The organism is Mesorhizobium temperatum (assembly GCF_002284575.1).
Lineage (GTDB): Bacteria > Pseudomonadota > Alphaproteobacteria > Rhizobiales > Rhizobiaceae > Mesorhizobium > Mesorhizobium temperatum.
Genome location: NZ_NPKJ01000042.1, coordinates 59,726 through 79,691, shown reverse-complemented (window position 1 = coordinate 79,691; position 19,966 = coordinate 59,726). Strand labels below are relative to the sequence as shown.

The 19,966-nt window shown below is 63.8% G+C and carries 20 protein-coding genes; 18 read left to right on the top strand and 2 right to left on the bottom strand.

Features of this window, described 5'->3' with window-relative positions:
- Position 1 precedes the first annotated feature (1 nt).
- The 8 genes from CIT26_RS14030 to CIT26_RS13995 all read left to right on the top strand — a co-directional run bounded on the left by CIT26_RS14030 (position 2) and on the right by CIT26_RS13995 (position 7,658).
- A complete protein-coding gene (locus CIT26_RS14030) occupies positions 2-1,051 on the top strand; it encodes an ADP-ribosylglycohydrolase family protein (RefSeq protein ID WP_245319415.1) in 1,050 nt (349 codons plus the stop codon).
- Positions 1,048-2,016, top strand: a complete 969-nt coding sequence (locus CIT26_RS14025; protein WP_095493142.1) for a PfkB family carbohydrate kinase — start codon at positions 1,048-1,050, stop codon at positions 2,014-2,016. Before CIT26_RS14030 ends, CIT26_RS14025 begins: the two co-directional genes overlap by 4 nt.
- A 55-nt stretch (positions 2,017-2,071) precedes the next feature.
- Positions 2,072-3,133: an ABC transporter substrate-binding protein gene (locus tag CIT26_RS14020; RefSeq protein ID WP_095493141.1), complete on the top strand. Its 1,062-nt coding sequence runs from the start codon at positions 2,072-2,074 to the stop codon at positions 3,131-3,133.
- A gap of 41 nt (positions 3,134-3,174) precedes the next feature.
- Entirely contained in the window at positions 3,175-4,044 is an 870-nt protein-coding gene (locus CIT26_RS14015; RefSeq protein WP_095493140.1) for an ABC transporter permease, read from the top strand.
- A complete protein-coding gene (locus tag CIT26_RS14010; RefSeq protein WP_095493139.1) occupies positions 4,044-4,832 on the top strand; it encodes an ABC transporter permease in 789 nt (262 codons plus the stop codon). Before CIT26_RS14015 ends, CIT26_RS14010 begins: the two co-directional genes overlap by 1 nt.
- Positions 4,832-5,896 (top strand): ABC transporter ATP-binding protein, encoded by a 1,065-nt coding sequence (locus tag CIT26_RS14005; protein ID WP_095493138.1) that lies wholly within the window; start codon positions 4,832-4,834, stop codon positions 5,894-5,896. Before CIT26_RS14010 ends, CIT26_RS14005 begins: the two co-directional genes overlap by 1 nt.
- Positions 5,897-5,973: 77 nt before the next feature.
- Positions 5,974-7,221: an aconitase X gene (locus CIT26_RS14000; protein ID WP_095493137.1), complete on the top strand. Its 1,248-nt coding sequence runs from the start codon at positions 5,974-5,976 to the stop codon at positions 7,219-7,221.
- On the top strand, positions 7,218-7,658 hold the full coding sequence (locus CIT26_RS13995) for an aconitase X swivel domain-containing protein (protein ID WP_095493136.1): 441 nt from the start codon (positions 7,218-7,220) through the stop codon (positions 7,656-7,658). The genes CIT26_RS14000 and CIT26_RS13995 overlap by 4 nt, the downstream gene beginning before the upstream one ends.
- Here the strand turns inward: CIT26_RS13995 and CIT26_RS13990 are convergent.
- Positions 7,655-7,810: an SIP domain-containing protein gene (locus CIT26_RS13990; RefSeq protein WP_245319412.1), complete on the bottom strand. Its 156-nt coding sequence runs from the start codon at positions 7,808-7,810 to the stop codon at positions 7,655-7,657. The two genes, CIT26_RS13995 and CIT26_RS13990, sit on opposite strands and share 4 nt — an antisense overlap.
- Before the next feature lie 133 nt (positions 7,811-7,943).
- Positions 7,944-8,975: a LacI family DNA-binding transcriptional regulator gene (locus tag CIT26_RS13985; protein WP_095493135.1), complete on the bottom strand. Its 1,032-nt coding sequence runs from the start codon at positions 8,973-8,975 to the stop codon at positions 7,944-7,946.
- A 362-nt stretch (positions 8,976-9,337) separates the two neighbouring features.
- Here CIT26_RS13985 and CIT26_RS13980 point away from each other — a divergent pair, with 362 nt between their 5' ends.
- From CIT26_RS13980 to CIT26_RS13935, 10 genes are all read left to right on the top strand, one after another.
- Positions 9,338-10,951 carry an extracellular solute-binding protein gene (locus CIT26_RS13980; protein ID WP_095493134.1) on the top strand — a complete coding sequence of 538 codons (1,614 nt, stop codon included), beginning with the start codon at positions 9,338-9,340 and terminating at the stop codon, positions 10,949-10,951.
- A gap of 78 nt (positions 10,952-11,029) precedes the next feature.
- Complete coding sequence (locus CIT26_RS13975; RefSeq protein WP_095493133.1) at positions 11,030-11,890, top strand: carbohydrate ABC transporter permease; 861 nt, start codon at positions 11,030-11,032, stop codon at positions 11,888-11,890.
- Positions 11,887-12,846: a carbohydrate ABC transporter permease gene (locus CIT26_RS13970; RefSeq protein WP_095493132.1), complete on the top strand. Its 960-nt coding sequence runs from the start codon at positions 11,887-11,889 to the stop codon at positions 12,844-12,846. Before CIT26_RS13975 ends, CIT26_RS13970 begins: the two co-directional genes overlap by 4 nt.
- Complete coding sequence (locus CIT26_RS13965; RefSeq protein WP_095493131.1) at positions 12,843-13,934, top strand: ABC transporter ATP-binding protein; 1,092 nt, start codon at positions 12,843-12,845, stop codon at positions 13,932-13,934. The genes CIT26_RS13970 and CIT26_RS13965 overlap by 4 nt, the downstream gene beginning before the upstream one ends.
- Before the next feature lie 4 nt (positions 13,935-13,938).
- Positions 13,939-15,030, top strand: coding sequence for an ABC transporter ATP-binding protein (locus tag CIT26_RS13960; protein WP_095493130.1), 1,092 nt, complete (start codon positions 13,939-13,941; stop codon positions 15,028-15,030).
- Between the two features lie 35 nt (positions 15,031-15,065).
- Positions 15,066-16,178 (top strand): Gfo/Idh/MocA family protein, encoded by a 1,113-nt coding sequence (locus tag CIT26_RS13955; RefSeq protein ID WP_245319411.1) that lies wholly within the window; start codon positions 15,066-15,068, stop codon positions 16,176-16,178.
- 26 nt (positions 16,179-16,204) lie between these two features.
- A complete protein-coding gene (locus CIT26_RS13950) occupies positions 16,205-17,119 on the top strand; it encodes a sugar phosphate isomerase/epimerase family protein (RefSeq protein ID WP_095493129.1) in 915 nt (304 codons plus the stop codon).
- Between the two features lie 66 nt (positions 17,120-17,185).
- Positions 17,186-18,121, top strand: a complete 936-nt coding sequence (locus tag CIT26_RS13945; protein ID WP_095493128.1) for a sugar ABC transporter substrate-binding protein — start codon at positions 17,186-17,188, stop codon at positions 18,119-18,121.
- A 46-nt stretch (positions 18,122-18,167) separates the two neighbouring features.
- On the top strand, positions 18,168-19,187 hold the full coding sequence (locus CIT26_RS13940) for an ABC transporter permease (RefSeq protein WP_095493127.1): 1,020 nt from the start codon (positions 18,168-18,170) through the stop codon (positions 19,185-19,187).
- Positions 19,184-19,966, top strand: coding sequence for an ATP-binding cassette domain-containing protein (locus CIT26_RS13935; RefSeq protein WP_167391404.1), 783 nt, complete (start codon positions 19,184-19,186; stop codon positions 19,964-19,966). Before CIT26_RS13940 ends, CIT26_RS13935 begins: the two co-directional genes overlap by 4 nt.

Genomic DNA, 19,966 nt, shown 5'->3' with positions numbered 1-19,966 from the left:
CATGGACACGCTGAGAATGGAGACGGGCGAGGCGATCGACCGGGCGATGGGTGCGCTTATCGGCGGTGCGCTGGGCGATGCGCTCGGCATGCCGACGCAGCTTTTGTCGCCGGCCCGCATCGCCGAGCTCTACGGCCTTGTCGAGGATTTCGTCGCGCCTGTCGCCGACCATCCGGTGTCGAAGGGCCTGGTCGCCGGCACTGTTACCGACGACACCGAACAGGCGCTGCTGCTCGGTCGTGTCCTGGTCGTTTCAGGCGACAGCTTCGATCACACGCACTGGGTCAACGCGCTGCTCGACTGGGAGCGCGAGGTCAAGGCGCGCGGCAGCTATGACCTGCTCGGCCCGTCGACCAAGCGCGCCATCGATGCCATCAATCGCGGCGTGCCGGCCGCGGAAGCGGGACGCAGCGGCGACACCAATGGCGCGGCGATGCGCATCGCCCCGGTCGGCATCATGATGCCGCTGGAGCCGCTCGACGCACTGGTCGCCAAGGTGGCGGAAACCTGCCGCGCCACGCACAACACCTCGATCGCCATTGCCTCGGCCGCAGCCGTCGCTGCCGCCGTCAGCTGTGGTGTTGCCGGCGGCGACTGGCGGGCAGCCTCGGACCGTGCGGTTGTGGCGGCAAGGCAAGGGGCGGCACTCGGACACTGGGTCACCGGTGGCGATATCGCCGCGCGGATCGACTGGGCGAGGAGCCTCGTCCGCGGCAAGGCTGTCACTGACGGCATCCGGCTGATCGTCGACCTGGTCGGCACCGGCGTCGCCAGCCAGGAATCGGTTCCGGCGGCCTTCGCGGTGCTGGAAATAGCCGGTGGCGATCCCTGGCAGGCGGCCGTCATCAGCGCCAATCTCGGCGGCGACACCGACACGATCGGCGCCATTGCCGCCGGCATGGCAGGCGCTTGCGCCGGCTTTTCCCGATTGCCACGGGAACACATCGCCCGGCTCAAAGGGCTCGACATGGCGCAGGTGCGCGCGCTCGCCGCCGATCTGGTCGCGGTGCGGATGGCGAAACGCGGTTCAGGCAAGGATGCGGCGGCATGAGCGGGCGTCTCGTCCATATCGGCAGCGCGGTGGTCGACTATGTCTACCGCATCGACGCCTTGCCGGCGCCCGGCACCGAAAAGACCGCATCGAGCTTTGCCCAGGTCGCCGGCGGCGGCTTCAACATGATGGTCGCGGCCAGCCGCACCGGCATGAAGGTCGTCTTCGGCGGCCAGCTCGGCAGCGGACCGAATGGCGATTTCCTGCGCGCCGCTTTTGCCGCCGAGGGCATCGAAACGCTGACGCGCCCATCGCCTTTGATGGATAGCGGCAATTGCGTCGCCATGATCAGCGGCGACGCCGAGCGCACCTTCGTATCATGGCCTGGCGCCGAGAGCGTGCTCAGCCTCGGCATGATGGCGCCCGTCCGGGTTGCGCGGGGGGATTGGGTGTTCGCCTCCGGCTATACGCTGAGCTATGTCGGGAGCCGCGACGCGCTGGCCGACTGGATCGAGACGCTGCCGGCGGAAATTCCCTTCGTCTTCGATCCGACGCCTGTTATATCAGACATTCCGCGCGTCATTCTCGACCGGGTGCTGGCGCACACGAGCTGGCTGAGCTGCAACACAACGGAAGCGGCCGAGATTGCCGGCCCCGGCGCTGTCGAGGCCATTGCTGCCCGGCTTCTTTCCAATCACTGCCCGACCGCCGAGGGGGTCATCATCCGCGCCGGGGCGAAAGGCTGCTTCGTGCGGCTGGCTGACGGCACCGCGCAGGCCGTGCCCGGTTTCAAGGTCGCCGCCGTCGATACCAACGGCGCCGGCGACACGCATATCGGCGCCTTCGTCAGCGCGCTGTCGCGCGGCGTGCCGCCTTTCGAAGCGGCAAGTTACGCCAATGCGGCGGCGGCGCTCTCGGTCACCCGCCATGGCGGATCGTCGGCGCCGACCGACCAGGAGATCCAGACATTCCTCAGCCATGACGATCGATCCGTGCACGGCCGGAAGCAAAAGGCCCATTTATGACAGCCTAAATGACGCAACAAGCCCGCCAACCGGGCAAACAATGAGAGGAACGAACATGCGCATGCCAAAATTGACTGCTTTTCTGACGGCAACCGCCGTCTTCGCTTCGGCACTCACGCTGGCCGCCAGGGCCGACGAGGTGCATGTACTCAACTGGAAGGGCTACGGCGCCGACGAGCCCTGGGCCATCGCCGCTTTCGAGAAGGCGACCGGCAACAAGGTCGTCAACGACTTCTTCAATTCCGAACAGGAAATGCTGACCAAGCTCAGGACCAATCCCGGCCTCTACGACGTCGTCATGATCAACGCCGCCTTTAACGACCAGGCGATGGCGGAAAAGCTGATCCAGCCGATCGACGTCTCGAAGATTCCCAACTATGCCGACATCAGCCCGGACAAGGCAGGCTCGCCGATGCTCGCCCGCGATGGCAAGGTCTATGGCGTGCCATGGGTATGGGGCTTGACCGCGCTCGCCATCAACGAGAAATCCTTCGAGACGCCGCCGACCAGCATCACCGAGATGTGGAACGAGGCGCATAAGGGCCGCGTGGTCATTCGCGACGATGCGGTCGAAGCGGTTCAGTTCGGCGCCATCGCCACCGGCCAGAACATCAACGACATCAAGGATATGGAAGCGGTCAAGGCGAAGCTGACCTCGCTGATGCCGCAGATCAAGACATTCTGGAGCTCGGAGAACGACTGGAACCAGATGGTTGCCTCCAACCAGATCGACATCGGCACCTATTGGAGCGGCTCGGCCGACCGGGCCAAGACGCATTTCAAGCTGCCGGTCTCGCTGGTCATCCCAAGGGAAGGCGCCGTCGCCTGGCTCGACGCCTTTTCCATTCCGGTCGGCTCCAAGAACGTCGCCGGCGCCGAGGCCTTCATCAACTACATGATCGATCCCGGCTTCTACGTCGAGTGGGTCACCAAGGTCGGCGCGCCGGTCTCGGCCAACACCAAGGCGGTTGCCGCCCTTCCCGAAGATGCGTTCAACCGCAAGGTGATGGGCGACCCTGATGTCGCCAAGCGCATCCAATTCCAGGCGCCGATCACCGACGCGCAGCGCGAGGCCTATCTGGCGCTGTGGCAGGAGATCAAGGTCAATGTGAAGTAACGGGCGGGGTGAAGTAACGGCAAGCTTTTCGGGAGGAGCATATGGCTGGACAGGTCGCGACCGGTTCGAGGAGCGGATTGCGATCGGCGTTGCCGTTGCTCCTGCCTGCCTATCTCTGGCTGACGGTGGCGATCTTTTTGCCGCTGTCGGCCATGGTCTTCTTCTCCTTCATGACCGAATTGCCCCTGGCAGGGAAGGTGTGGGCGTTCACGCTCGACAACTACACGACCTTTTTCTCGCAAGGGCTTTACTGGAGACTGCTGCTGGCGTCGCTCAGGCTCGGGCTCGAGGTGACGCTGTGGTGCGTCGTCATCGGCTATCCCGCAGCCTATGTGCTGGCCAAGGTGCTGAAGGGGCGCAGCCGCGAGGCGATCTTCCTGCTCGTCATCCTGCCGTTCTGGTCGAACGGGCTGGTGCGCATCTTCTCCTGGGCTATGGTGCTGCGCGAAGGCGGCATTCTCGACACCGCGCTCAACGCCGTGCTGCCGTTCAAGATCAACATCGACCTGATGTATTCCTATCCGGCCGTCATCATCGGGCTGGTGCACTCCTATGTGCCCTACATGGTGCTGACCTGTTATCTCACGCTGCAGGCCATCGATGACTCGCTGATCGAGGCAGGGCGCTCGCTCGGCGCCTCGCGGCTGCAAATGCTGAAACGAGTAATCATCCCGCTGTCCATGCCGGGGCTGGTCGCCGGTGCGGCGCTGATCTTTGTTCCCGTCGTCGGCTCGTTCATGGAACCGCGCATCCTCGGCGGCCGCACCGGCACCTTCTACGGAACGGTCATCGAGGATCAGTTCGTCGCCGTCTTCAACTGGCCGCTGGGTGCAGCGCTCTCCTTCATCCTGCTGGCCGTCGTCCTGGTCATCCTGGCATTGGCGTCGCCGGTGCTGAAGAGGGCTGCTTGATGGCGACGACCCGTATCCTGGAATGGTGTGGGCTCCTCTACATCTGGCTGCTGCTCGCCTTCCTCTACCTCCCTGTTATCATCATGGCGCTGATGTCGTTCAACGTCTCGCCCTTCTACCAATTGCCGTTCGAATGGACGACTGAGTGGTACGTTTCGTTGTGGCAGAACGACCAGCTGATATCGGCCACCTGGAACAGCATAGAGATCGCCATCATCACCACCATCATCTGTACGGTGCTCGGCTCGGCGGCATCGCTGGCGCTCTACCGCTATGAATTTCGCGGCAAGAAAGTCCTGCAAGCGCTGCTGTTTCCACCGATCGCCATTCCGTGGCTGATCACCGGCACGGCGATGCTGATCTTCTTCTTCGGCGTCGGCATCGGGCGTGGGCTGTTCGCGATCCTGCTCGGCCATGTGGCGCTGGCGCTGCCCTATGTCATCGTCGTCGTCTCGGCCCGGCTGCAGACATTTGCGCCGGAGCTGGAAGAGGCGGCGCGTTCGCTCGGCGCCAACCAGTGGCAGGTGACTTCGCGCGTGACGCTGCCCTGGATCATGCCGGGCGTCATCGCCGGCGGGCTGTTCGCCTTTGCCGTGTCGTTCGACCAGTTCGTGGTGTCCTACTTCCTGTCGACGCCGGGCCAGACAACGTTGCCGGTCGAAATCTACGCCGCGATCCGCAAGGGTTTTACGCCGGAGATCAATGCCGTCTCGACGATCATCATCGTCGTCTCAATGGCGCTGATGTTGCTTACGGCACGGTTCTTCAAATTCGGCGGAGAGAAATAATGGCCGGCGTGCAGGTATCGAGTTTGTCGCGCAGTTTCGGCGCGCACAAGGCACTGGACGACGTGTCCATCGATTTCGCCGACGGCGGTTTCTATGCACTGCTCGGGCCGTCTGGCAGCGGCAAGACCACGCTGCTGCGTCAGATCGCGGGCTTCGATTTTCCCGACTCCGGCCGCATCGCGATCGGCGGCGAGAGCGTCGAGCGGGTGCCGGTCGAGAAGCGGCGCATCGGCATGGTGTTCCAGAACTATGCGCTGTTTCCCAATATGAGCGTGGCCGACAATGTCGCCTTCGGCCTGTCGGTGCGTGGCGAGGCCAAGGCAACGATAGCCAGCGAGGTGCAACGCGCGCTTGACCTGGTGCAACTCGGCAAGCTCGGTAGCCGCCGGCCGCATCAGCTGTCCGGCGGCCAGCGCCAGCGCGTCGCGCTGGCGCGCGCCATCGTCACCAAGCCGCGCGTGCTTTTGCTTGACGAGCCGCTGGGCGCGCTCGACAAGGCGCTGCGCGTCGACATGCAGATCGAGCTGAAACGCATCCAGCGCGAGATCGGCATCACCACCATCTTTGTCACCCACGACCAGGAAGAGGCGCTGACGATGAGCGACCGCATCGGCATCCTGCGTGATGGCAGGCTGGTGCAGGAAGGGTCGCCCGAGGAGATCTACGACAGCCCGAAGAGCGAGTTCGCCGCCACCTTCCTCGGCGACGCCAACATCTTTCGCGGCGAGACCACCGGCACCGGCATCCGCTTGCCCGACGGCACGGCGATCGCCGCCGGGGCAGGAGCGACGCTTGCCGCCGGCGCCAAGGCGAGCTGCGCGGTGCGGCCCGAACGCATCCGCATCGCCGCCGATTCTGGGATGTCTGATCCGAACGCCAATATACTCCGGGGCCAGGTTTCCAAGCGTATCTTCGCCGGCAACAACAGCACCTATTTCGTCGAACGCGACCGCCAGACGCTCAAGGTCATCGTGCAGAACACCGGCGCTGACAGGCTGGCGGAAGGTCAGGATGTTGTGCTGCGTTGGTCGCCGGAAAGCACGGTGCTGATCGCCACGAGCTAGATCAGGCCACCGGACTTGCCAGGCGGACCGCAATCGAGGAGAGCATGATCGGGCAGTGCGGGAAAGCGGAGCACCCGATGACGCTTGAACTCGGTGTGGATGACCAGTCGATGCTGCAGGGCGAGCAGGGCCCGGCCGTGGCCGCCGCGATGAAGATACTGGTCGCCTTTTCCAACGCAGTCGGCGCGCTCAAGCTGTTGGACATTGCAGGAGCCCATATCGATGGCTGCCTCTATCACGGCCAGGCCGGTCTCGATTTCGTCGAAAGGCTGGTCGAGGGCGGCGGTCGCGTGCTTGTGCCGACAACACTCAATGTCGGCTCGTTCGACCTCATCCATCCCGGGCTGGTGAAGATGCCGGCCGCCGAAGAAGTGCCGGCACGCCGTCTGATGAAGGCGCATCTGGAGCTCGGCTGCCAGGCGACCTTCACCTGCGCGCCCTATCAGACGCGGTTCCGCCCGGCTTTCGGCGAGCAGATCGCCTGGGGCGAGTCCAACGCCATCGTCTTCGCCAATTCGGTGATCGGCGCGCGGACCAACCGTTACGGCGATTTCATCGACCTGTGCTGCGCGATGACCGGGCGCGCGCCAGCCTGGGGACTGCATTTGAGCGATAATCGACGCGGCCAGATCCTGTTCGAGCTGACCGGTTCTTTCGAGCCTACCGACGCCCTGTTCGTCGGCGTCGGGCTCATTGTCGGGCAAAGGAGCGGCGACCGCATTCCTGTCATATCGGGCCTGCCGCAGCCGCGCGACGAGGACCAGCTGAAAGCGCTGGGTGCGGCGGCGGCAACGGCGGGCGCCGTGGCGCTGTTTCATGCGGTCGGCATCACACCGGAAGCAAAGACGCTCGACGAGGCATTTCGCGGCATGGCGCCGGAGGCGACGATCCGGATCTCTCGCGCCGACATCGACCATGCGCTGGCCAGGCTGTCGAGCGTCCCCGACGGCGCGCCGCTTGCAGCCGTGTCGCTTGGCACGCCGCATTTTTCGCACGAGGAATGGATGCGCCTGCTGCCGCTGCTGCGCGAGGTCGCGCCGGGCAGTGGCGTCCCGATCTATGTCAACACCGGACGCGCCACTTTGAAGAGATTGCGGGATGAGGGCGCACTGGCCGGCATGGAGGCGTTCGGCCTAATTCCGGTTGCGGATACCTGCACCTATGTCACCTCGATTATCGAGCGCCTCGACGGCGTGGTGATGACCAATTCCGGTAAATGGGCGCATTACGCACCGGGCAATATCGGCGTGTCCGTCGCGTTCGGCGACATAAAGGATTGCATCCGTTCGGCAGCGGTGGGTCATGTCGTGCGGGACGCGCCATGACGCGGTCGGCCGAAACAGACCGGATCGAACGCACCGGCATCTTCCAGCTTGCCGGCGAGGCGCAAGGATTGGCGCTGGTGCTGCCGCAAGCGCTCAGTTTCTGGGGCGGCCTGGATATCGAGACGGGCGACATCATCGACCATTCGCATCCCGGTCTTGGCCAAAATGTCGCTGGCAGGATCCTGGTGATGGCATCCGGGCGCGGCTCGTCGTCCTCGTCTTCGGTTCTGGCCGAGGCGATCCGCAGGGGCACGGCGCCGGCCGGCATCATTCTGGAACGGCCGGACCCGATCCTTGCCGTCGGCGCCATCGTCGCCGAGTTCCTCTACGATATCAGCATGCCGCTGGTCGTCTGCGACATGTCAGGCATTGCCTCCGGCGACCGGATCGCGATCAGCCTGGGCGAGGATGCGCAAGCGATGGTGAGCAAGATCTAGCCGGCCATCAGTCCTGCCGCGCCACGCCGCCAATAGGCCGCAGCCAGCGTCTCGTCGCGGCCAAGCCGGAGCGTGCCGCGCCAGTGTTCGCGAACGATCCTCGCGGCAGCCGCTTCCGCGGCGAACCAGCCGAATGCCGAACCGGTCGGCATGCGGCGGCGATCCCGGTCCTCCTCGTCCCCGAAAACAACAGCCCGCACGGCATCGAGCTCAAGATTACCCTGATCGCCGCAGCGCCACAGCCCGCGCTAGCTGGCACGGCCCCTCTTACCCCGGAGCTTCCGTTCAGATCTCCGGGATGCTTTCCCTGAAGATTACCTGCAGCCTCGGCTGGTGCAGTTCGTAGGGCAAGCCCCTGATCGCGTGGGCCAAGGTGTTGAGCGCTTCGCGGGCCTCGACGCGCGGGTTCTGGTCGATGACCGCGTCGAGCGTGCCGTCGAGCAAAAGGTCCTTGGTGCCTTCCGTCACTTCGTGGCCGAGAAACACGGTCGACAGCGCCCGGCCTCGCTCCTTGAGTGCGCGAGCGATGCCGGTGTTGCCGGCGCCGACATTGTAGATCGCGGCCAGGTCCGGGTGCCGGTCCAGCAGAGCGGAGGCCTCCAAATAGGCCTTTTCCCGGTCGTCGAGCATCTCGCGCATCTCGACGATCTGCAGGTTGGGCGAGTCTTCCGTCAGGATGTGGCGGAAGCCCATCTCGCGCTCCTCATGGCCGCGATAGGAGAGCGAGCCGGCGAACAGCGCGACCTTGCCCGGGCGATCGGCGGCCATGAAGCGATTGAGCAGGTAGCCGGCCAGCCGGCCGGCGGCGCGGTTGTCGATGCCGATATAGGCGACCCTCGGCACGTGTAGGATATCGGATGCGATGGTGACGACCTTGACGCCGCTGGCCGATAGCGAGCGGATCGCCTCGCGCACCGTCGGATGGTCAAGCGCGATGACGCCGACGCCTTGCGTCTGGCCGCGCAATTCCTGCAGCAGGCGGGCAAGCCGGTCGGGATTGAAGCCTTCGATCGTGGCGACGCGCACATCGAGGTCCGGTCTTGACTGCGCCTGCGCCTCGATGTGCCGGTGCAGCATCTTGATGAAGGAATTGGTGCCGGCGGGCAGGGCGAAGTCGAGCCGTATGACATCGCCGCGCAGTGCATTGCGCGGGGTCGGGCCGTTCGAATTTTCAGCGATGTAGCCGAGCCGCTGCGCCGTTTCCAGCACGACCTCGCGGGTGCGCGCCCTGACCCCGGCGCGGTTGTTGAGCACACGGTCGACCGTCGCGGCTGAAACGCCGGCTTCCCGGGCTATGTCTGTCAGGGTGGACCGCACAGTCGATCACCTCACTGCTAGTGCGCTACGGCGCATCAAAATCGCAGATTTAACGGATCGGACGACGACTTCATTGCCATCCGCGATTCTGATGGGAAATGATGTATCCGGCCTTAGCCGATGCGCAAGCCGGCGCGCTACACCAAATCGTCGAGCCGGGCCGAAAAGGATCGGCGCGGCGCTCGGTTCCCTCAAATTCAAGCACTAGGTGCCGTGGGCTGACCTCGCTGGACTGCATCCTCTGCCTCATTTGCGATGTTATGACGTGTTTTGAGTATTTATGATGTTGACAGCCTCCCATAGTGCCGTCAATATCCATCATGAGGGCCTGGGAGGAACAAGGCCCTAAGGGAGGAGTTCCAATGCCCAATTTAATCCGCATGTCGCGGCGCCGTTTGCTGGCGTCCGGTGGAAAGGCGGCCGTGCTTGTTGCCGCAGCAGGTATCGCACCGAAATTCATTCGTCCCAGTCGCGCCTATGCGGCCGACGCGCTGGCGCCGGGCATGATCGGCGGCCCGACGGGCTTCGACGGCTCGGAGCGCTATCAGTATGGTCCCGATACACCGGAAGGCCGCGCCATCGAGGCGGCCAAGGCGATGAAGGGCGCCGGCAAGGCGCCGGCCAAGATCGTGCTCGGGCTGTCCGACGGTTCGATCGGCCAGCTGACGCAGCCGTTTCCCGCCGGCGCGCCTTCGATCAAGGATCTGTGGGAGAAGGAAACCGGCATTCCGCTCGAGATCGTCGGTGTGCCGAACGGCCAGGAATTCACCAAGACGATGCAGGACATCTCCACCAAGGGTGGAGCCTATGACATCTACGCGGTCGAATGGAACCGTCTCGGCGACCTCGCCGAAACCGGCGGCATCCTGAAGCTCGACGACTTCGTCGCCCAGTACAAGCCGGAATGGGACGACCCCGAGCGCGGCTATGTAAACGGCGCCAAGGGCGTCTCGCTGCTCAACCAGTATCGCGGCTCGACCTATGGCGTGTCGCTGGACGGCGATTTCCAAACCTGGGTCTACCGCATCGATCTGTTCGGCGACGCGGCCGAGAAGAAAGCCTTCTCCGACAAGCATGGCTACGAACTGGCGCCGCCGAGGACCTGGAAACAGCATGACGAGATCGCGGCCTTCTTCCAGCGCCCCGACAAGGGCCTGTTCGGCTCAACCGATCTGCGCAACCAGGGCTGGGGCTACACCAACTGGTATCAGCGTTATGTCTCAATGGCTTCGCCCAATCAGTTCCTGTTCGACGACACCGGCAAGCCGCTGATCAATTCGGAGCAAGGCATAGCTGCTACCAACGAGTATATCGCATCGCTGGCCCATCATTCGCCGGATGCGATCTCGTGGGGCTGGCCGGAGCAGTACGGCAATTTCGCCAAGGGCGGCGCCGCCATGACTTGCGCCTTCTCCAACCTGCCGAAATTCCTCGACAATGCCGGCAACAAGGATTCAGCTGTCACCGGCAAGATCGGCTCGATGCTGCCGCCGGGCCGCGAGATCGATGGCAAATTGATCAGCCGCTCGGTGCTGTGGCTCAATTTGTCGGCCTCGGTCTCTTCGCAGGCCAAGAATCCGGAGGCCTGCTACCTGTTCCTGCAGTGGCTCGGATCGAGCCGCATCTATGCCTGGATGACCGCCAATCCCGGCGGCTATTTCGATCCGTTCCGGCTGTCGGATTTCTCCGACCCGCTGGTCCGCCAGACCTATCACGCCTACCACATGGATGTGGTGCGCGAGACGGTCGCCCGCACCGTGCCGACCATCAACTATCCCGGCGCCACCGCGTTCCACAATGCGCTGGACGAGAACCTCGTCGCCGCGCTGACCAAGGCCAAGACCGCCGAGCAGGCGATGGCCGACACCGAGGCTGAATGGAAGAAGATCGCGCGGCGCACCGGCGGGGAGAAGCTTCTCGAAGCCATCAAGACCAACAAGGAGGCCTGGCCCACGGTTCTCGATCCGATCAGCTGATCCTCCTCCCAGGATCGAATGGAGGGGAGGAGTGATTACTCTCCCCTCCGCAAACGATGACTCCAGCAAAGCTGCAAGATGAAGCGTTCCGTTCCTTTCGAGATATTCCGCTATGCAGCGATCCTTGCGGCCATGGCGGTGACGCTGGTGCCGATCCTGTGGATGGTGTCGATGGCCTTCAAGCCGATCGCCGAATGGTCGGCGACCGGCGCCGATCTGACCTGGTGGCCGAAGAACCCGACGCTCAGCAATTTCCGCTTCGTCTTCGGTGAATCGACCAACAATCTGATCGTCGCGCTCGACCGCACTGCGATGAAGCCGATCCTGTCGTCGCTGCTGTCGGCGGTGTTCGGAACGGCGATCGCGATGTCGGCAGGCACTGCGGCGGCCTATGGGCTGTCGCGCTTCGGCTCGGGCCAGAACCTGCCGCTGGCGCTGATCCAGCTTCGCCTGTTTCCGCCGATGGCGGTCATGACCCCGGTGATGATCATGTGGGCCTTCTTCAACTTCACCGACAGCTGGTGGGGGCTGTCGCTAATCTACGGCATCGTCACTCTGCCTTTCGCCTTCTGGCTGATGAAGACCTTCTTCGACGACATGCCGCGCGAGATCGAGGAAGCGGCGCTAGTCGAGGGCTGCTCGCGATTGCGCGTCTTCACCCGCATCACGCTGCCGATGATGCGAGCGCCGCTGGCCAGCGCCGCGCTGTTCGTCTTCATCCTCAACTGGTCGGACTATCTGATCGCGCTGCTTCTGACGACACGCGAATGGGTGACGGTGCCGGTCTATATGGCCTCGCTGTCGTCTTCGATGACCGGCCAGCTCTACGGTGCCAAGGCGGCACTCGGCCTGATCGCGGCGGTGCCGCCTGTCATCATGGGCATCGCGATCCAGCGCCATCTGGTGCGCGGACTGACCTTCGGGGCGCTCAAGCAATGAGCGCGGTCACTGCCACGATTCCGGAGGACGTGATGAAAACCGTCCAGGCAAAGCCGACCCTTCGGGACGAAGGGGTAAAGCTCGGTTTCCGGCTGACACTGCCGGCGCAGATCCTGGTGCTGTTCATCGCGATGTTTCCGCTGTTGATGCAGCTCTATATCAGCCTGACCGACTGGTCGCCGCTGTCCGGCCTCGGCTGGTGGAGCGCCTGGTCGCTGTGGAACAATTTCGCCAACTACACCGACCTTGCCGCCGACGCGCGCTTCTGGAGCGCCCTCAAGCGAACGGCCATCGTCATGATCGTCTGCGTGCCAGCGGAATTCCTGCTCGGCTTGGCACTCGCCACGCTGTTTGCCGACGAGTTCCCGGGCAAGCGGATCTTCTATTCGATCCTGCTGATGCCGATGATGGTGGTGCCGGCGGTGGCCGGCTACATGTTCTTCATGCTGTTCCAGTCGGGCGGCCCGGTGAACGACATCCTCTCGGCGATATCAGGCTTCCCCGTCACCATCGCCTGGCTTTCTGACCCGACGCTGGCGCTCATTGCCGTGATGGTCGCCGACATCTGGCAGTGGACGCCGCTGATGTTCCTCATCCTGCTTGCCGGCCTGGTCGGCGTGCCCGAGGACCAGATCAAGGCGGCGACTCTGCTCGGCGCCAATCCCTGGCAGCGCTTCGTCACCATCGTGCTGCCGAAGATGAAGACGATCATCATCATCGCACTGGCGATCCGTGTCATCGAGAACTTCAAGATCTTCGACACGCTCTACATCATGACCGGCGGCGGTCCCGGCGTCGCCACCGAGACCATCTCCGTCTACATTTACAAGCTCACCACCCAGGACCTGATCTGGGGCTATGTCGCGGCGATCGCGCTGGCCATCTTGATCGTGCTGTCCATCGCCGCGGTGTTTGCCATGAAGCACATGGCCCGGGCGCGGGAGGTGCCGGCATGAGCGCCATCCATCTGCAGAACCTGGTCAAGAAGTTCGGCGACTTTACCGCCTTGAAGACGATGGATCTTGCCATCGCCGACGGCGAGTTCATGGCGCTGCTTGGGCCGTCGGGCTGCGGCAAGTCGACGACGATGAACATGATCGCCGGCATGGAAGAGCCGACCAGCGGCAAGATCCTGTTCGGCGAGCGCGACATGGCCGGCGTGCCGATGGGACGGCGCGGCGTCGGCTTCGTCTTCCAGAACTACGCCATCTTCACCCATATGAGCGTGCGACAGAACCTTGCCTACGGCCCAAAAATGCGCGGCGCGCCAAAGGCCGAGATCGACCGCCGCGTCAGCGCGATTGCCGAGATGCTGCAGCTGACGCCGCTGCTCGACCGCAAGGCCGACAGGCTGTCGGTCAACATATTGCAGCGCGCGGCGATCGGCCGTTCGGCGATCATGGAGCCGGCGATTTTCCTGCTCGACGAGCCGCTGTCCAATGTCGACGCCGCCTTCCGGGCGGTGATGCGGACCGAACTGAAGCAATTGCAGCGGCAGTTCCGGCAGACCATGGTCTATGTCACCCACGACCAGCTCGAAGCGATGACCATGGCGGATCGCATCGCGGTGATGGACCATGGCGTGCTGCAGCAGGTCGGCACGCCGCTCGAGGTCTACAACAATCCGGCCAATGTTTTCGTTGCCCGCTTCATCGGTGCGCCGGGCATGAACCTGCTGAGGGGCAGGCCGGCGGAAAGCGACCGTGGCCTGGTCATCGACCTGGGGCCACTCGGCGTGACGCCGCCGCTGCCGGCCGAAATCGCCGCCGCCGTGCGGCGCGCGCAGGGCGACGTGCTTTACGGTTTCCGCCCGGAACAGGCGGCGCTGGTCAAACACGGCCAGGGGCTTTCCTTGCCAGTGACTTTCGTCGAGCGCATCGGTGCGCGCACCATCGTGCATCTCGGCCAGGGCGAGAGCGCGGTGAAGGCGGTGTTCGACAATGACGTTGGGCTGGCGATCGGACAAACGGCAGTCGTCGCGCCGGCCGCGCAGTCGGTGCGGGTCTTCGAAGCCACCACCGGCATTGCCATGAAGGCGGGCTGAGCCCATGGCCGATATCGTCTTCCGCAACGTGACGAAACGCTACGGCAACACGCTCGCCGTCGACGACGCCTCGTTCACCGTCAACGACAATGAGTTCTTCTGCTTCTTCGGCCCGCCGCTGTCGGGCAAATCGACGGTGCTGCGCCTGGTGCTCGGGCTGGAAACGCCTGACGGGGGTGAAATCCTGATCGGCGGCAGACCGGTCAACACAGTATCGCCGGCCGAGCGCAACGTCGCCATGGTGTTCCAGAACCTGGCGCTGTTTCCCCATATGAGCGCGCGCGACAATGTCCGCTTTCCCCTGGTCGAACGCCGGGTCGCCGAGGCCGACATCGAAAAGCGCGTCGCCGACGTCGCGGCCAAGCTGCATATCGGCCACATCCTGCACAAGCCGCCGGCGCAGCTTTCGGGCGGCGAGCGGCAGCGCGTGGCGATCGCCCGCGCGCTGGTGCGCGATCCCAATGCCTATCTGATGGACGATCCAATCTCGGCGCTCGACGCCCGGCTGCGCGAGGAGACGCGCGTCGAGCTGAAGCGCATCCAGCGCGAGCTCGGCAAGACGCTGATCTACGTCACGCACGACCAGGAAGAGGCGATGTCGGTCGCCGACCGCATCGCCATCCTGGAGAATGGCAAGATCAGGCAGATCGGCGCGCCGGCCGAGATTTATGATCGCCCGGCGAGCACCTATGTGGCGCGGCTGCTCGGCTCGCCGATGATGAATATCTTGAAGTCGGTGCGCGGCGAGGGCGGTGTCGAAGCGGCCGAAGGCACGATCCGTATTGCGGACAAGGCCACTCCGGCCGATGCCGTCGAGATCGGGCTCAGGCCGGAAGATATCAAGGTCGGGCCCTGGCAGGATGGGGAAATATCGGATGATGGAATGTCGGTTGGGCGCGCGGGCCGCCCGGCACGAGTGTTCGAGGTCGAGCCGCTCGGCGGCTATACCGTCGTGACACTCGCTGCCGGGCAGGCGCGCCTGAGGGCGCTGCTGCGCGGCCAGCCGGACATCAGGCCGGATGCCATGGTGGCGATATCCTGCGAGCCGGGCAGGGTGCATTATTTCGGGCAAAGCGGGGGAGCGCTGGCAAGATGACGGCGGCTGCAAGGAACGAGCTTCGGGAGGAACATATGGCAAGCGAAGAAATAGCGGGCAAGGGCTTCGAGCCGGACGTTAAAATCCGCACCAGGGAATTCAGGATCGGCTGCGTCGGCGCCGGCATGATCATGGCCGAATGCCATCTTGCTGCCTACAAGGAGGCCGGTTTTCCGGCGGTGGCGGTCGCCTCGCGGACCAAGGCCAGCGCCGAGAAGGTCGCCAGGCGCTGGGAGATCCCGACCGTCCACGATACGCCGGAACAGCTTATCGAGGACGAAAATGTCGAGATCATCGACCTTGCGTTTCCGCCCGACCAGCAGCCGGCGCTGATCCGCCATGCGCTGAAGCAGAAGCACATCAAGGCGATCCTGGCGCAGAAGCCGCTGGCGCTGTCGCTCAAGGATGCGATCGAGTTGCGCGACGAGGCGGGCAGGGCCGGCAAGATCCTCTCGGTCAACCAGAACATGCGCTACGATCAATCGATGCGCGTGCTGAAGCAGATCATGGATAGCGGCGCGCTCGGTGACATCGTCTTCGCGCAAATCGACATGCATGCGATCCCGCACTGGCAGACATTCCTCGAGGACTACGACCGGCTGACGCTCGCCAATATGAGCGTCCACCATCTCGACGTGCTGCGCTTCCTGTTCGGTGATCCCCAGGAGATCACGACGCTGACGCGTAAGGATCCGCGCACGAAGTTCGACCATTCCGACGGCATCACCGTGTCGACGCTGCGGTTTCCGTCCGGGGTGCTCGCGGTGTCGCTGGAGGATGTCTGGTCCGGCCCGCGCCAGGAGGGTTACAAGGACGACCAGCACATCAACTGGCGCGTCGACGGCACCAAGGGCGTCGCCAAGGGCACGATCGGCTGGCCGACGGGTTCTGCCTCGACGCTGACCTATGCCTCGACCGCGACCACCGGCGGCGAGTGGGTGACGCCAAGCTGGGACACGATGTGGTTCCCGCACGCCTTCATCGGCGTGATGGAGCAGCTCCAGCACGCGGTGAAGACGGGTGAGCCGCCCGCACTTTCCGTCGCCGACAACGTCAAGACCATGGCGCTGATCGAAGCGGGCTATCGCTCGATCGATGAGGGCCGCACGGTCAAGCTTTCCGAAATCTCGACAAACTCAATCAACTGAATCGCTTACAGGGAGGACTTCACATCATGATGCAGGCAGGTATCTTCACGGGCTATTTCCCGTACGGCCTCAAGGAAACCGCGCAAAAGATCCGCGCGCTCGATTTCAACACCGTGCAGCTCGACCTCCATTTCAAGGATGTTGACCTGTCGGCCGGGCAGATCACCAAGGAAAAGGCCAAGACGGTTCGCGACACGTTCCGCGACCACAATCTGCCGGTGTGCTGCGTGTCGGGCTACACCAACATCATCCATCCGGACAGAGCGGAGCGCGAGAAGCGCGTCGGCTATCTCAAGGAGATCATCCGCAGTGCCCGCGATTTCGGCTCGCCTTACGTGATCTCGGAAACCGGCACCTACAACACCGAGTCCGACTGGGTCCACCATCCCAAGAACAAAACCGAGGAAGGGTTCGAGGAATGCCGCAAGGTGATCGCCGACCTTGCCCAGACGGCCTACGATCACGGCGCGGTCTTCCTGCTCGAAACCTATGTCAACAATGTCGTCGGCTCGGTCGAGGAAACGGTGAAGATGTTCGCGCAGGTCGACCATCCCGGCCTCGGCCTGTTGATGGATCCGACCAATTATTTCGAGACGCACAACATCGACAAGATGGACCAGATCCTGAACCAGGTGTTCGACACGCTGACCGACAAGATCAAGATTGCACATGCCAAGGACGTCAAGCGCTCGGGCGGCGATAAGTCGGAGAAGCACGCCGATATCGGCGACGAGGACGCGCTGGAGAGCCACACTTTCCGTGGTGTCGGCGAGATCGAGCTGCCGGCGCCCGGCCTCGGTTCGCTGAACTACGACCTCTATCTCAAACGGCTTGCCGAAAAGCACCCGAACATCCCGGTCATCATCGAGCATCTCTCGGAGGATGACGTGCCGCGGGCCAAGAAATTCCTCGACGGCAAGTTCCGCGCCAACGGCCTCTGACAAGCCGTGCGCCGCCGCTTGTAGGTGGCGCTTCGGCCGGGAGGAAACAACAATGGAGGAAGCGAAATGTTGAAATTCGGATTGAAACTGGCAGCGGCTGCGACGGTGCTCGCCGGGCTCGCATTCAGCTCGCAGGCATTGGCGCAGGAGAAGACGTTCTATCTGCTGTCGCATGGCGGCCCGTCGGATGCATTCTGGCTCGACTGGAATGCCGGTGCCACCAAGGCCTGCGACCAGCTCAAGGTGACCTGCAAGATCTCCTTCAGCGGCGGCGACATGGCGGCGCAGAAGGAAGCTTTCAGCTCGGCACTCGCCGCCAAGCCGGACGGTATCGCCACCACCTCGGCGCAGCCCGGGCTGTGGACGGAAGAGGTGAAGGCAGCCAAGGCTGCCGGCATCCCGATCGTGTTCTTCAACACCGACGATCCGGCAACCGGGCGGCAGGCCTATGTCGGCGCCGATCTCAAGGAGGCCGGTGCCATCTGGGCAAAGTACCTGGTCGACCACAAGATGGTGAAGCAGGGCGACAAGGTGTTCCTGCCGGTGGAAGTGCCTGGAGCCAGCTACCAGCAGCTCGAGACCGAAGGCATCGCCAGCGTCTTCGATCCGCTCGGCATCAAATATGATGTGGTCGATTGCGGCACCGATCCGGCCGGCATCATCGCCAAGATGACCGACTATATGGTCGCCAACAATCCGCCGGCGATCATCGCGCTCGGCGATTCCGTCGCGGCCAGCATCAAGCGGGTGTTCGACGGCGCAGGCGTGCCGGCCGGCAAGATCCCCGTCGTCGGCTGGGGGAATTCCAGAGAAACCGCCGAAGCCGTCAAGGCCGGCTTCGTCAACGCGGCTGCCTGGCAGTTCCCGTCGGCGCAGGGCTTCATGCCGGTGGCGCTGCTCGGGCTTGCCGCCTCGGGTGAACCGATCGGCTATGACATACACACTTTCAGCCTCTACGACGCGACAAGCGTCGAGCCGATCCTGAAACTCTACAACAAATGATGGAAACTGACGCCTGCCGCGCACGCGGCGGGCGCCGCCTTGAAGTATGGTCCGATCCGTCATGACAATTGCCGCAGAAGAGGAAATGCCTGACGTGAAACGCAGGTCGAGCCTGATCCGCTCACCGCAATTCTCCTCGCTCGTCATCCTCATGGTGCTGCTGGCGGTGTTCGCCATCGCCGACGCCAACTTCCTGTCGCCGCTCAACATCTCCAACATGATGGCCTTCCTGCCCGAGCTCGGCATCATCGCGCTCGGCATGACGCTGCTTTTGACAGCAGGCGAGTTCGACCTTTCGGTCGGCGCCGTTTTCGGGCTGGCGCCGGTCATCGTCATGCTGCTGGTGCAGAGCGGCCAGGTTGATATCGGTGTGGCGCTGCTTGCCGGGCTGCTGCTGTGCGTGGCGATCGGCGCCATCAACGGGCTGATCGTCACCAAGATCGGTATCTCCTCCTTCCTGGTGACGCTGTCGATGCTGCTCGTCGTGCGGGGTGCTGCGCTCTACATCACGCAAGGCTTTCCGCTAAAATCCTGGGACCAGCCAGGCTTTTTCGTGACGCTGCTGGCCGGCAGCTTCAATATCGGAACGTTCCGTTTCTATACGTCCTTGTGGTGGTTCATCGCCCTGTCGTTGCTGGCGATCTACGTGCTGCACTACGCCAAGCTCGGCAACTGGATCAGCGCCATCGGTTCCAACCGAAACGCGGCGGTGGCGCGCGGCGTGCCGGCCGATGCGGTCAAGATCTGGCTGTTCATCCTGACCTCCGTGCTGGCGGGTCTGGCCGGGATGATCAGCGCCTTCCGCATCTCGGCCGCGTCGCCGGTGGCCGGTACCGGCTACGAGCTCGAAGTGATCGCCATGGTGGTGGTCGGCGGCACGGCGCTGACCGGCGGGCGCGGCACGATCCTGGGCACGATCGTCGGCGCGCTGATGCTGCGCAGCATCCGCAACGGCATCGTGCTGATCGGCGTGCCCGGGCTCGCCTACAACATCTTCGTCGGCGTCATCATCCTCGCCATGCTCATCCTGCACGCTTTGCTGCAGAAGAACGCCGCCAGGAGCTGACCATGGAAGTGCTTCGGCTGCAGAACCTGCAAAAATCCTTCGGCAGCGTCCGCGCCCTGAAGAGCGCCTCCTTCACACTCAATGAAGGCGAGGTGGTGGCTCTGCTCGGCGACAATGGCGCCGGCAAATCCACGCTGATCAAGGCGATCTCCGGCGTGTTTCCCGTCGACCGCGGCGACATCTATGTGCGTGGCCAGAAGGTCTCGATCCGCTCGACGCGCGACGCGATGGATCTCGGCATCGAGACCATCCATCAGGACACGTCGCTGGCGCCGGATCTCAGCATCGCGCGCAATCTCTTTCTCGGCCGCGAGCCGGTCAATCTCAAATGGCTGGGCGTGTTCGCGCCGCTCGATCTCGCCAAGCTGCGCGACGCCGCATCGGCGCTTTTGAAGCGCGTCGGCATCTCGAAAAAGCTCGACGCCGATGCGCTGGTCAGCACGCTGTCGGGCGGTGAGCGCCAGTCGATCGCCATTTCGCGGGCCATGCAGTTCGCCGCCAAGGTCATCATCCTCGACGAGCCGACCAACAATCTCGGCGTCGAGGAAACACACGGCGTGCTGCGCTTCGTCAAGGAGGTGCGCGCGGCCGGTCATTCGGTGCTTTTGATCACCCACAACATCCATCACGTCTTCCAGGTCGCCGACCGCATCATCGTCATGCGCCGCGGCGAGATCGTCGCCGAGCAGACGGTCGCCGATACCGACCTGCTGACGGTGGAAAGCATCATCACCGGCGCCGACATGTCGGCTCTGCTCAAGGAGACGAGAGCAAAGTGA

Excerpts from the sequence above, each read along its gene's own strand:
- CIT26_RS14030 (WP_245319415.1), top strand. The coding sequence starts at position 2 with ATGGACACGCTGAGAATGGAGACGGGCGAGGCGATCGACCGGGCGATG.
- CIT26_RS14025 (WP_095493142.1), top strand. The coding sequence starts at position 1,048 with ATGAGCGGGCGTCTCGTCCATATCGGCAGCGCGGTGGTCGACTATGTC.
- CIT26_RS14020 (WP_095493141.1), top strand. The coding sequence starts at position 2,072 with ATGCGCATGCCAAAATTGACTGCTTTTCTGACGGCAACCGCCGTCTTC.
- CIT26_RS14015 (WP_095493140.1), top strand. The coding sequence starts at position 3,175 with ATGGCTGGACAGGTCGCGACCGGTTCGAGGAGCGGATTGCGATCGGCG.
- CIT26_RS14010 (WP_095493139.1), top strand. The coding sequence starts at position 4,044 with ATGGCGACGACCCGTATCCTGGAATGGTGTGGGCTCCTCTACATCTGG.
- CIT26_RS14005 (WP_095493138.1), top strand. The coding sequence starts at position 4,832 with ATGGCCGGCGTGCAGGTATCGAGTTTGTCGCGCAGTTTCGGCGCGCAC.
- CIT26_RS14000 (WP_095493137.1), top strand. The coding sequence starts at position 5,974 with ATGACGCTTGAACTCGGTGTGGATGACCAGTCGATGCTGCAGGGCGAG.
- CIT26_RS13995 (WP_095493136.1), top strand. The coding sequence starts at position 7,218 with ATGACGCGGTCGGCCGAAACAGACCGGATCGAACGCACCGGCATCTTC.
- CIT26_RS13990 (WP_245319412.1), bottom strand. The coding sequence starts at position 7,810 with ATGCCGACCGGTTCGGCATTCGGCTGGTTCGCCGCGGAAGCGGCTGCC.
- CIT26_RS13980 (WP_095493134.1), top strand. The coding sequence starts at position 9,338 with ATGCCCAATTTAATCCGCATGTCGCGGCGCCGTTTGCTGGCGTCCGGT.
- CIT26_RS13975 (WP_095493133.1), top strand. The coding sequence starts at position 11,030 with ATGAAGCGTTCCGTTCCTTTCGAGATATTCCGCTATGCAGCGATCCTT.
- CIT26_RS13970 (WP_095493132.1), top strand. The coding sequence starts at position 11,887 with ATGAGCGCGGTCACTGCCACGATTCCGGAGGACGTGATGAAAACCGTC.
- CIT26_RS13965 (WP_095493131.1), top strand. The coding sequence starts at position 12,843 with ATGAGCGCCATCCATCTGCAGAACCTGGTCAAGAAGTTCGGCGACTTT.
- CIT26_RS13960 (WP_095493130.1), top strand. The coding sequence starts at position 13,939 with ATGGCCGATATCGTCTTCCGCAACGTGACGAAACGCTACGGCAACACG.
- CIT26_RS13955 (WP_245319411.1), top strand. The coding sequence starts at position 15,066 with ATGGCAAGCGAAGAAATAGCGGGCAAGGGCTTCGAGCCGGACGTTAAA.
- CIT26_RS13950 (WP_095493129.1), top strand. The coding sequence starts at position 16,205 with ATGATGCAGGCAGGTATCTTCACGGGCTATTTCCCGTACGGCCTCAAG.
- CIT26_RS13945 (WP_095493128.1), top strand. The coding sequence starts at position 17,186 with ATGTTGAAATTCGGATTGAAACTGGCAGCGGCTGCGACGGTGCTCGCC.
- CIT26_RS13940 (WP_095493127.1), top strand. The coding sequence starts at position 18,168 with ATGGTCCGATCCGTCATGACAATTGCCGCAGAAGAGGAAATGCCTGAC.